This is a genomic window from Microcystis sp. M090S1 (assembly GCF_020246295.1).
GTDB classification, from domain to species: Bacteria; Cyanobacteriota; Cyanobacteriia; order Cyanobacteriales; family Microcystaceae; genus Microcystis; species Microcystis aeruginosa.
Map to the genome: position 1 here is coordinate 1 of NZ_JADBTF010000359.1, position 12,418 is coordinate 12,418.

At 41.9% G+C, this 12,418-nt stretch carries 10 protein-coding genes; 5 read left to right on the top strand and 5 right to left on the bottom strand.

The features are described 5' to 3' along the window. Nucleotides 1-115 precede the first annotated feature (115 nt). From IM477_RS15990 to IM477_RS16010, 5 genes are all read right to left on the bottom strand, one after another. Nucleotides 116-496, bottom strand: a complete 381-nt coding sequence (locus tag IM477_RS15990) for a hypothetical protein (protein WP_287732543.1) — start codon at nucleotides 494-496, stop codon at nucleotides 116-118. Between the two features lie 344 nt (nucleotides 497-840). Beyond that, nucleotides 841-1,749, bottom strand: coding sequence for a C1 family peptidase (locus IM477_RS15995; protein ID WP_287732544.1), 909 nt, complete (start codon nucleotides 1,747-1,749; stop codon nucleotides 841-843). A 54-nt stretch (nucleotides 1,750-1,803) separates the two neighbouring features. Continuing rightward, nucleotides 1,804-2,250 carry a protease inhibitor I42 family protein gene (locus IM477_RS23150; RefSeq protein ID WP_353845551.1) on the bottom strand — a complete coding sequence of 149 codons (447 nt, stop codon included), beginning with the start codon at nucleotides 2,248-2,250 and terminating at the stop codon, nucleotides 1,804-1,806. A 384-nt stretch (nucleotides 2,251-2,634) separates the two neighbouring features. Continuing rightward, nucleotides 2,635-4,026, bottom strand: a complete 1,392-nt coding sequence (locus tag IM477_RS16005) for an IctB family putative bicarbonate transporter (RefSeq protein WP_287732546.1) — start codon at nucleotides 4,024-4,026, stop codon at nucleotides 2,635-2,637. A gap of 144 nt (nucleotides 4,027-4,170) precedes the next feature. Then, nucleotides 4,171-5,814: an alpha-keto acid decarboxylase family protein gene (locus IM477_RS16010; RefSeq protein ID WP_287732547.1), complete on the bottom strand. Its 1,644-nt coding sequence runs from the start codon at nucleotides 5,812-5,814 to the stop codon at nucleotides 4,171-4,173. Between the two features lie 254 nt (nucleotides 5,815-6,068). Here IM477_RS16010 and dndD point away from each other — a divergent pair, with 254 nt between their 5' ends. The 5 genes from dndD (at nucleotide 6,069) to IM477_RS16035 (ending at nucleotide 12,193) form a co-directional block, all read left to right on the top strand. Next, entirely contained in the window at nucleotides 6,069-8,054 is a 1,986-nt protein-coding gene (gene dndD / locus IM477_RS16015) for a DNA sulfur modification protein DndD (RefSeq protein ID WP_287732549.1), read from the top strand. Nucleotides 8,055-8,474: 420 nt separating this feature from the next. Beyond that, the gene (dndE, locus tag IM477_RS16020) at nucleotides 8,475-8,873 is read left to right on the top strand and encodes a DNA sulfur modification protein DndE (RefSeq protein WP_002735106.1); all 399 of its coding nucleotides are present in this window, start codon (nucleotides 8,475-8,477) and stop codon (nucleotides 8,871-8,873) included. Between the two features lie 106 nt (nucleotides 8,874-8,979). Further along, nucleotides 8,980-10,491, top strand: a complete 1,512-nt coding sequence (locus IM477_RS16025) for a cupin domain-containing protein (RefSeq protein ID WP_287732551.1) — start codon at nucleotides 8,980-8,982, stop codon at nucleotides 10,489-10,491. Nucleotides 10,492-10,517: 26 nt separating this feature from the next. Then, nucleotides 10,518-11,279 carry a class I SAM-dependent DNA methyltransferase gene (locus IM477_RS16030; RefSeq protein WP_287732553.1) on the top strand — a complete coding sequence of 254 codons (762 nt, stop codon included), beginning with the start codon at nucleotides 10,518-10,520 and terminating at the stop codon, nucleotides 11,277-11,279. Then, the gene (locus tag IM477_RS16035) at nucleotides 11,276-12,193 is read left to right on the top strand and encodes a TauD/TfdA family dioxygenase (protein ID WP_353845552.1); all 918 of its coding nucleotides are present in this window, start codon (nucleotides 11,276-11,278) and stop codon (nucleotides 12,191-12,193) included. The genes IM477_RS16030 and IM477_RS16035 overlap by 4 nt, the downstream gene beginning before the upstream one ends. Nucleotides 12,194-12,418 lie beyond the last annotated feature (225 nt).

Consider the following 12,418-nt stretch of genomic DNA (forward strand, 5'->3'; position numbering starts at 1 on the left):
AAATAGGCTTTTCGAGGGTAATTCTTGTTTTAATTCTCCATGTACGCAGTCTTTAAAAGCCTCTATTTCGTTCCAAGACACGATTAAGAGTGGCTTTTAGGCTAAGTATAATTACTCATCGCGTAAGTGAGATGCTCCCAGAGTGGCGAGTGGAAGCATTCCTAACTAAATTACTTAATAATAGTATCGCTGAATCCACAACTTTATCCTTTTCTGGGTTGGGTTGACAATTTATCCAAAGAAATGTGCATTCTTCTTTAATTGGTATGGCTGTATCCAAAGCAATTAATGCAAAATCCTTCCTTTGCTGCTCACTCTTGGTAAAATCCGAGATTAGCACTTGAATCATTTTTCCTCTCTCCATAGAGTCGGAAATGCTGTCTGCACCCAGTTTAATAACTATTGGAATGAAAACTAAAACGACAGCCCCTAAAAACTTGCTAAATATCTCGAATTTATCCCAATTATCTTTTTTTGAATTCTCATTTTCTAACATCTTAATACCTCGCAATTTCTTAACATGGTCGGTTAGAAATCTCCTATTGAATAGTTACACAAGAATCTTCCTCTCCGATCCCTCCTAACTACTGCAAAACCACCAACGCCGCCGCCGGAACAGTAATCAAAAGCGACTTTGCACTGTGCGCTTCCACTGTTACCCACTGACCCACCCATACCGCATTTGGCGATCGCTAATTAGCTCGATTCCGCTCACATACAGAATAAGGTTTACAGCGAATTTTAAAAAGCATACCCTAAAAAATTCAACAAACGGTGAGTTTTCCCAGCGTCCCCCCTATTCTGAAAAAACTCACCAGAAGCCTTTATCGAATCGGTCTCCTATCCGAACTGTCCCGTATCGATCCACTCATTCTTGATTAGCGACCACCAATCAGTCGCCAGCCCATCTAGAACGTACTTGTAGGGCAGCCAGCCGTAGCCAGCGCTTCCCCAGCCAGTCCCCCAAGAGTTGCGAATCAGCAAGGCACCGATGGTTTCAATGCCACCGGCATTGGTGTTCTTGATCTTGAGGTTGTCGTCGTAACCAACTGCGTCAATGGCGTGACCGCCTTCAACCCGTTCGCCGCGAGTTGGATAGGGTATCTTACCGCCATTGGTGTTGGCCTGATTGATGGAACTGTAAACGGTAAAGCCAAACATTGAGGGCAGCCCATTCGCCAAGTAGGTTTTAATCTGAGTTAACAGCGCATCCCTCGCCGTCCCGGACGGATCCAGGCGATAGTAAGAGATCGCTTGGAAGCTCTGGGCAAAGGCGTAGCAGAATGCTGGCGGCTCCTTGTCATAATCAGCGATATTGTAGGGATAGTATTCTTCTGGTGGTACGCCAAACAAGGTGAGGGCGTACATTGTTGAGCGCAGGAAGGCTCCCGTATCTCCCGTCCAGCGCAACAAGTTGCGCGTCACTTTGTAGAGAAAGAGTCTGGAAGCATCGAGGTGTTTGCCAAAAGCCCGCCGCTCAAAATACTCCACCAGTCCGACACCGGCGTGGGCCGTACAAGAACCGATAGTTTTTTGATCCTCGATGGGGGAAAACCACGGCCTCAAGTTCACGCTGGCCGGCAGCGCCGTCGGTGCCCCCGCTCCCACTTGGGCGAGCATCGCCTTGACCGGCAGTTGCCCCAACGCTCTTAGTCTGGGTGCGACGACCTCGGATTCTGGTGTCAGGTCGCGGATGTCGGGATAGTCAGGCAACCATCCCATTGCTGGAATTACAAATGTTTCACTCATTTTTCCTTTCCTCCTAAGTCGTTACTCACTAGCTCTAGGCTGTCCGAGAAGCCTTTACTCTCGGACTTGGAGCGTGACAGTAAATCGTTCCACAACTGACGGCTCTCCCTGCCACTCTCGCCAGAGCTTAAGCTTTAGTTGGCCTATCCCAGCCCGTTGCGCTTTAAAGGTCAGGATTCTCTGACCGCCCCCGCCGACTCTCGACTCTATGGCGGGTACATACTCAGAGGACTGCAGCTCCACTAAATCGCCCCCGCCACCATCGAGCGCCCACTGAAAGCCAGTGGTGGGATTCTCGTCGAGGGACAGTAGCAGCAGGTCATTGACCTGCATGGTGATGGATTTGCCGTTGTCAGTGCGAGTAAGGGTTAGCATTGTATCCTGGCCGCTCCCTCCTTTCGGGTTCCACTCGGTTGCCCCACAGCCCGGGGAAAAGACTGGGAAAAGCACGAGGATTAGAGTTATGACAATCGCGACGGCCCACTTAAGAGAACGATCCATTATTTTCCTCCCTCGTCTCTATAACGGCCACGGGATTCACTCTCGTTATTGCAGTTGGAAAATCGCGCCAAGCGCGGAAGAAACTGGGAAACGATCTAATTTAATTATCTCTTGTTTTGGCCACCGAGAGATGGTAGGATGGAGGTTTTGTAATTTTTCTTGATAATCGCCCTCGCCTACGCCTACACGCGCTTCAAATCCCCTTCAGAGCAGCCCTATCCGTAATCTGAAATAACTCCTCAATGCTTCCCCATTTCGCCCTCTTAGAGGAGAGAATTGCCACGATTAAAACCCCTAGCGGGGGAATAACAACGACTGGCGTTGTCAGATCAGAATATGAAGAATGAATTGCGACACAACGAGAGCCTTACTCTTAAAGCGTTTTCAAGTCTGCTCTGATGCGCCATCATCTTCAAACTTGACAACGCCACAACGACTAGCAATTAAACCCAAAACTAACCACCAGAGGGTACTAACCTGGGGACGATACCAAACCGTATCAAAAAAACCGTGGGCAAGAATTCCGGCCATAGCGGCAATTGCCCCGATTAACCAAAAGCCTTGACTATCCATTTTATCGCGTAAAAGTTTAATTTGATGGATGCCTTGGCCGATAGTTGTGACTAATAACCAGAGGAAACAGGTAAAACCAATAATTCCCGTTTCTACCATGATTTCTAATAGCACAGAATAGGCACTTAAAGCCGTGTATTTTGGCTTCATGAATAGGGGGTAAATTTTCTTAAAAGCATCATTACCAGGTCCGATGCCCAAAAGCGGATAAGTTTGAATCATGCGAATAACTGCATCCCAAACATTAATCCGAAAGTTATTACTACTATCTTCCCGGCCGGCGAAAATACTCATCACCCGAATTCGCAGCGGTTCCACCAATAAAATCGCCCCTAAAACCACCACGGCTAAACCCCCTAAAACTAAGGGTAAAAGCCATGTTTGCCAAAATAACGGTAGATAACTTTTGAACCAATAAAATAATAGCAATAAGAAGACAATTCCTAAGACCATCAAACCAATCCAACCGCCACGACTCTCGGTAAAAAATAAACAAGCGGCATTGGCTAAAGTTAATAAAGCCGCTAAAATTTTCGGTAGCCATCCCTGCCACACAAATAATGCAGCACCGCTAAAAGCAATACCAGGGAATAAATAACTAGCTAATAAATTAGGATTACCGAGATAACTATAAACCCTAGTATCTCCCGCTAATTCTGAAGTGGGATCGTTCCAAGTTGCTAACTGTTCCGCACCAAAAATTTGCTGACGAATGCCGTAGATGCTGACTGCTAAGGCGGTTAAAACTAAAGTAGTCAGAATCCAATTTGTTAGGCGTGGTGAGCGCATGATTCGGGCGGTAAAGGCAAAAAAGATGAGATTGAGAGTTAATTTAATTAATCCTTCCAAAGCTGCGGTTTTAACGGGAGAAAAAGCCGTAGAAACCGTGGCAATTCCCCAGTATAAAAGTACCAAAAGATGTATGGGTGTCACCCCGATTTTGCCTTCATCCACAAGGGTTAAGAGTAGCCAATAACCCGCTATTGCTAACAGCAAAAAACCGATTTGACTGGTGGAGAAAAACGGCGCAGTGGCGATAAGGAGAGAGATTAACAGCGCACCCATCATTTCTGTCCACTGCACAAACCAGCTACCCTGTCGCCATTGACTAAAAAGGCCGACGAAACGATGCAGATAGCTATATTTTGACCAAGAAGCGGGCGAAAAGTTCAATAGGGTGATTTGTTTCCATAAAGCATTCATAGGGTTTTTAGTTGCGGTTGTCACCATCACACTTTGATTAAGATACCGATTGTATCTTAATTGTTGACTCTTGGGAGCCAAAAGAGTTTCAGTCTGATGTCTTAGGACAGCTTCACACAGTCAAAACCTAATAGCATAACCAGTCTAAGCGTGGGGTGAACGTAAAGCTTGACCTAAACGAGTTAAGCCTTGGGAACAGTCAAAACGATCAAGATGTACTTCAATAAATGATAGGCGATCGATGTTACCCTGGGCAATCGATAAAGCCTTTTCTAATTCCCCTTCTGTCCTGACTTGACAACTCCAACTTTCCCCGTTAAATACTGCTGGTAATTGGTGATATTTCCACGGTTGTAGATCATTATAAATATTATCCTGAATTACCCGCTCGATCGTGTAACCGTCGTTATTAATTAAAAAGATAATTGGATTGAGATGGTGACGGATAATTGTCGAAAGTTCTTGGGCAGTCATTTGAAAAGCACCATCACCCACAAAGACGATAGGACGAGTATTTGGTGCGGCAAAAGCTACTCCTAAACAGGCGGGAATTGAATAACCAATGGATAGATAAAATGCTTGACCGATAAAGTCGGTTTTTTGGGGCATTAATAAATCAATTGTGGCAATAATTGCGTCCCCTGTATCAGAAATAACAAAAGATTCTTGAGCGATAAAATGATTCATTCGCTCATAAAAACGAGCATTAGTTAATTTTTGCTCTGCCACGGCGATGAATTCTAAATCCTTCAATTCGGCTGCGGGTTTAATCTCTAGTGTAGCCGCTTCTTTGTGACTTAGCTTATCAATTAAACCATCGATAAAATCCCCTAGTAATACTGGTTGATAGAAGTGATGTTTAATTTTTATCTTCTCGGAATTGGCATTAATCAAATTATTGGGATTTAAATTAGCCGTAAATCCGCCTAAATTCATATCGGACATGATCGCCCCTAAACAGAGGACACAATCGGCATTTTCCACCCGTTGACTAACGTATTCGCGACTTAATGCCCCCACATAAGTGCCGATAAATTGCGGCTGCATTTCCGAAATTGACGACTTACCTAAAATAGTGGTAGCTAAGGGATAACCCGTTACTTCTAAAAGTTTCAGCAACTTATCTTGGAGTTTAAACCGATGGAATTCTACCCCCGCTAAAATAATTGGTTTTTCCGCTTTTTCTAATAAAAAAACCGCTTCTTCAATGGCTTCTTCTAAAGCGGCGGCATCCGTGAGATTATCGGTTAAATAAATTGGATTTTCTGAGGGGATACAGGGACGATAGACCAGATCCCGGGGAATTTCGATATACACGGGACGTTTGTGATGCAAACAAGCGGCTAAAGTTTGATCGATTTGACTGGCTGCTTGGGCGGAATTAGTGAGAATAACCGAGGCAACCGTGACTTTTTCCATGATGGACAATTGCAGATTATAATCGCCCGTGGTGTGGTGTAATAATAAATTATCCCGGCGAATCGAGCGATCGGAAGCCCCACTAATTACCACCAGGGGAACTCTTTCAGCGTAAGCACCGACCACAGCATTAACCAGGCTAAATCCCCCGACTCCGTAGGTGACACAGACAGCGCCCATCCCTTTGACTCGCGCGTAGGCATCGGCGGCATAACCCGCGTTAAGCTCATTACAGGTACAAACTAATTCGATCGGACTTTCCACCAAAACATCCATCAAATCGAGGACATAATCCCCCGGCACCCCGAAAATATGATTAACCCCTAAATTATGGAGACGCTGGCATAAATATTCGCCGATCGTGATCATAGCAATTTTCTCCCCTGTGTTGGCACTTTCACGCCGATCATAACGATTTTTTCAAAAAATAGGCTCATGCCCAGTAATGAACTAGAAAGTAAAAATCAGGAAACCCTAATTATATCTAGGCGCTGGTGATCAATGCTATAGTATAAAGTCTGGGGTTTTTTCTTGGGTGTAAAAAAATATCTGCGGCACTTTTTCAGGTATAATTTTTACAGGAGATTCCCTAAAACTTTCGACTTAAATAAGGCTGACTGTTAATGATTTTTACTGAATTAGTTTTGCAAAATTTCGGTCCATACGCCGGTCGTCAAGTGATTAATTTACGTCCCGAAAAAGACAACAATCCCTGTCCGATTATCCTTTTGGGAGGCATGAATGGGGGCGGTAAAACTACTTTAATGGATGCGATTCGTTTGGCTTTGTACGGTGCGCGGGCAAAGTGTTCTACTCGCAATAATTTAAGTTATGCCGAGTTTCTCAGTCAAGCAGTTAATAATCAAGCTTCCCTCATCGATCAAGCTAGAATTGAACTGGCTTTTGAACATCTAGTTAATGAACAATGGCGACAATATCGTATCGTTAGATACTGGACAAAACAGCCCAAAGATGGTAGGGATACCCTCGGTATTTTAGATGAAGATTGGCCTGATCCCGCCTTAGCTAATACTTGGGATGAATATATTGAAACTTTATTACCTTTGGGTATTTCTAACCTCTTTTTATTTGATGGGGAACAGGTAAAAGAATTGGCAGAACAGGATGTACCTCCTGACAGCGTTAAGGATTCGATGCAGACTTTATTAGGGTTAGAATTAGCGGAAAGATTAGCCGTTGATCTCGATATTTTAGCTAGTCGTAAGCGCCGGTTATTAGCAGCAGAAAATGAACTGGCAACTATTGAAGCTATTGAGAAAAAATTAGCCCAGTACCAAGGAGATTTAGAATTGGCTAGACAAGAGATGGAAACTCAACAAAAAAATTTAGATTTGGTTAGAAATGATTTTGATGCAGTCTCGGATAAATTTCGCATTGATGGCGGAAAAATTGCCGCCGAAAGAAGTCAATTAGAGAGCAGAAAAAAGGATTTAGATAAAAAGTTAGATAAACAGAGAGAATATTTAGGTCAATTGGCGGGGGAATTTTTACCATTAAAGTTAATTTTTCCTCTCCTAGAAGCGGCTAAAATTCAGGGAGAAAAAGAGCTAAAAGTTCAATCAGCTAAGGTCGCTCAATCGGTTTTAGAATCCAGAGATAAAAAGTTACTTGCTTATTTAGAACAACTGAATTTAACTTTAGAACAATTAGAGAATATTAGGGAGTTTTTACAGCAAGAAAATAAGTTTTTAGCTGAGGATAACGATTCTTTGGTTACTTCTTACTTAGATTTAGACGAGGAGGCGATCGAGTTATTAAATCGAGTCTTAACCCATCAATTACCGGCACAAATTAACCTCGCTCATCAAGCAATAGAACAATTAAGAAATCTGGAAGCTGACTTAGATAATTTAGAGCGAGAATTAGCAGTAGCAGCCTCTCCCGAAGAATACGAAACCCTGAGTAATAACTTAAAAACCGCTCAGAAAAAGTATCTAAATGCTCAAGCGGAATACGAGCAAAGCCACAAAAATTATGAGGAAATCAAAAAGAAAATTGAGAAAACTAAAAAAGAATTATTTGCCTATAGTGAGAAAGCTTTAGAATCCCAAAGTAACGAACACATCGTCAATGCTATTGTCAAAGCACAGCAAACTTTAAAAGTATTTAAAGAACGCTTAACTTTAAAAAAATTAAATAGATTAGAGGGAGAAGTGGCGGAATGTTTTCGTTATTTATTGCATAAGTCCGATCTGGTGCAGAAAATAGCGATCGATGCTGATACTTTTGGTCTATCTCTCTTTGGCCCCGATGGACAAAATGTGCCTAAACACCGTCTTTCTGCCGGAGAAAAACAACTATTAGCGATCGCTTTTTTGTGGGGATTAGCGCGAGTCTCCGGACGAGATTTACCCATCGCTATCGATACACCCCTCGGACGTTTAGATTCTTCCCATCGCCATAATTTAGTTGAACGCTATTTTCCCGCCGCTTCCTCTCAAGTCATCCTCCTTTCTACCGATACAGAAATTGGACAAAATGAGCTACTCTTATTAGAAGAACAGGAAGTAATCGCCAGAAAATACCTGCTAGAATATAATTCCCAACAACGTCAAACCACTATTCACCCAGACCGCTACTTTTGGTAAGATTATGACTCAGATAAATTCCCAAGAAATTCTCCCCCAATTAACTTGAGACATCGGGCCTTACTTTCGATTTTATCGCTCAATCCAAGCTTTTGGGGGGTAGAACCCCCCAAACCCCGGAGCGCATTAGTTTTTCGGTGGGATGCTTACACGCGGATGCTGATACATCTGTAATAATTTAAGAGTTACTGATAATTGCCGATTGTCGTTATTTCTGCAAATTTGAGATGCACTCATCAGTTATCATTTATCAGTTATCAGATGCGAGTTATCAGTTCACTGATTACTGTTTACTGGACGGCTACGCCGTGCCTTTGGCAACACTGAAAAAAAGCTCCCTACTTCCCACTATCCTATTAAACAGGATTGAGAATGACTAACTATTTTCTCATCAGTCAGATCGAGGTAAAATTATAGATTATGGAATCACCGATCGAACGTTTTCGACTATCTCAAACCGCCAAAGATAGCCTAATAAAATTAAAACGCTACACCAAAATTGACCAATGGAATATCCTCTGTCGTTGGGCTTTTTGTCGTTCCCTTGCCGAACCGAGTCTCCCCTCTCCCGTTCCCATTCCTGCCGATAGCAATGTAGAATTATCCTGGAAAGTATTCGGGGGAGAAATGGCCGATATTTTCCTAATTGCCCTTAAACAACGTTGTCATCAAGACGGATTAGGAACCGATAAAGAAACTCTAACTCAACAATTTCGCTTACATTTACATCGCGGGATCGGTTATCTTGCCGGGGATGCCAAGCTAAAGAAAATCGATAATTTAATCGAATTAGAGAGAGAAAATCTCAGAGAATCTTAATCAAGAATGATCTGTTTTCAGGGGGAGCGCATCTCAAACGCTATTGACAATTGGCCAATTTTGTGATGGTATTTAAAAGAGGGCGGCTATCGGGGGATGAGAAAAAATGGAAAATTTAATCGAGGAAGCACTAAGCCATCGAGCGATTAATCATCCGTATTTACTTGCTTTAGAAAAAGGAGAATTTCAACATATTGATGAAGTTCTGAAAGACTTTGCCAGTCAATACGGAGCTTATAGTGACTGGTTTTCCCGTTATTTAACAGCAGTAATATCAAAGCTAGAAAATCCCACTCATCGAAATCACCTGCTGAAGAACTTAGCTGAAGAAAACGGACATCTACACGATGAAGATCTCGAAGCAATCCGTAAATTAGGTATTAAGGACGAGTGGGTACAGGAAATTCCTCACCCACAGTTATTCAAGCGTTTTCAAGAAGCGATGGGAGTAGATAGCACGCAAACGCCTTGTGTTGAAGTGGAAATCTGGCGTGAATCATTCTTATCGCTGCTCCAGAATGGAAGTTCACTCCAAGCTATTGGAGCGATAGGTTTAGGGACTGAATCTGTTGTTAAATTTATCTACAAACACATTATTGAAGCGATCAAAAAACATACATCATTATCCTTGCAGCAATATGTATTTTTTCCTTTACATACAGAAGTGGAGGATGAACACAGCTTAACTTTAGTTGAGATTGCTAAAGAATTAGCCAGTGAAAGCGAACAGGCTGTTCTGGAATTACGGAAAGGAATGTTAAAAGCCTTAAATCTACGTGCTGCTTACTGGGACAATATGTATGAACGTGCGTTGGCGTTAGATCAATCTTTGACATCATCAGACCAACTCAAGATTGTTACGCTTTTCACTAAAATGATTAAAGGCAAAAAGCTGTCTAATCAGGAACAGGAACTTTTATTGCATCAAATCAATGATGTGCGTATTGGATTGACGGAAGACTTATCTACTGTTCCAGTGGAAAAACTACTACCCGGATTGAGTTCACTTTTGCTATACGGGATGCAAAGGGAAAAGCACAAGGAAGAAGTTCTGAACTTGTTAAATTGGCTTGAAAATCCATCTGGTGAATGCCAATGCTCTCAAACAATATTAAGGCTTGCTTCACAACTTTATCATGATTTTAAAACAGTGCGACTGGGAGTATTGACTCAAAAAATTAATGAACAAAAAAGCTTGACTCATGTGCAAGAAGGTAAAGAGCTTATTTCAACAATCAGCGCCAGCAACTTAGAAGCTTTATACAACAATAAGGTTGATAAACTCAATATTGATTTTAACGTATTTCGCCTGCCATTTGATCTAGAAGTTTTAGATCCACGCCTAGTTATAGTCAAGCCAGGAAAAGCGAATGAAATGCACAGACACGCACATGAAACCGTATTTGTATTTCTTCAGGGTCAAGGAAAAGTTATTGTTGATCAATACGAAAACGAAGTCGAACCGGGTACTTTTGCTGTTATTCCCCGTTGGTGTGTGCATCAATCTGTGAACTTAGGAGAAGAAGAGCTAATTTTTCTGGCGATAGCTGATTTCGGATTAACTGGTAAAAGTTTTATGGGTAATTACTTGCACAGTGCTAGACTAAAACAAAATTAGTGCAAATTTTATCACGTTAGATAGGTATGAAAGCAACACAAGAAACCAAAAAACTTTACGACGAAAGCGCAGGAGACTGGAAACGAGTAGAACCGATTTTGCTTTCTGATTACTCCGCGCGTCCGTTTGTCATTGATTTATGTGAACCGATTGTCAACAAGAATATATTAGATCTAGGCTGTGGGGAAGGTTATGTAGGAAGAGAGTTAATTAACCGAGGCGCTCAATATGTTCATGGGATTGATATTTCATCGCAAATGATCGAGCAGGCCTTGATTCAAAAAAACGAGTATCAGATTACTAATGCTTCTTATGAAACTGGTGATATTCGTGATTTTGCGGTAACTGAGTCCGAACAATACGATTTAGCTCTGGCTATGTTTCTGTTCAACTACTTAAATGTTTCAGAAACTATTAGCACGATGCAGAAAGCCTACCAACTTTTGAAATTCGGTGGATATTTCCTGTTCGCCGTCCCCCATCCCTCTTTACCTTTTCTGAAAAAAGATAAGTTTCCGTTTTATTTTAAACCGAAAGCTGGCTATTTTTCCGGACGCAATCAATTATTCCCCGGTGAGATTTGGCGCAGAGATAGAAAAGCCGTCGCCGTGCAATGTGTTCATAAAACTATGGAAGATTACTTCACATCTCTTCGTTTAGCAGCCTTCACAAAAATGCCAGAAGTTTATGAACTAAAAATTAATCAGGAACATTTAGAACTAGACCCAGAATTTTTTACTCCGCTCATTGACCTTCCCCTTCACGTTGCTTTCAAAATTCAAAAATGATTATACCGATTTCTGATCCTAATATTTCATTACTGACTTGGAAAAAATTGCCTGATCCTTCTCAACTATTTTTTCATTTACCAGAATCATTAGTCTCATATTTACTAAAAAGAAGCAATCACAAATGGCTTGAAAAACCCAACGAAATAGGACAGGAAACAGTCAATAAAAATCTTGATTTTTTCCTACCATTTCTTGAGAAATTGCTCCAGGAACCAGGAATAATTATTTTCCGATTAGAACCGGAATTAACAGAAACGGAAATGCGGTTAATTTATGCTTTTATTTCTCGTATTTTTGGACTGCTAAACCACCGCTATGGCTATTTTTTTGATGTAATCGATCGAGGAATGGATTACACTAAAGAAGCTATACCCGTTTCGATGACGAATGCAGAAACTGGCTATCATACCGATAGTACAGCCAAAAACTACTTCCCTGATATTGTTGGCTTACTGTGTCTTGCTGCCGCGGATGAGGGAGGAGATTCCCTGGTAGTAAACGCCGCCAATTTGTATCAATATTTCTGGCAAAACCATACAGACCTAGTTCCCTATCTTTACGAACCTTTGGCGCGCGATGTTATTACACCTGGAGAGATTAATTCTCAAGAAGCTATTCAAAAGAATAATTTCCCCTTATTCTCAGCCGATTCTCAGGGTCTGGTTTTTCGTTATATGCGGTACTGGATTGAAGTCGCTTACTCCAAACTGGAAATAGCGCAACCGGAAGCTATCACAAAAACACTCGACATCATCGACGACTTTTTTTCAGAACCGGAAAATACAGTCCGCTTCAAAATGGAAAAAGGTGATGTATTTTACGTTAATAATCGCTTTTTATGCCACAATAGAACCGCTTTTAAAAATTCAGGAAAACCTCGACAGATGGTGCGTAGTTGGATTAACCTTTAAACAAAATACGTCCAGGCGAGAAAGTGAACCGGTGAAGGTACAGAGTACTAAGTAGTCGTGCAAAATTAATTTCCTAGTCGAGACTCCGAGACGGGAGACGGGAGACGGGAGACAGCTATTAGGGATCGGATTTGAGTTTTCAGTTCACTGTTTCCTCACACCAGAAGTCTGACGGAGTAGTGGCTTAGATGTGTAATTAATTTTGCTTAGGTACTTATGACCTCA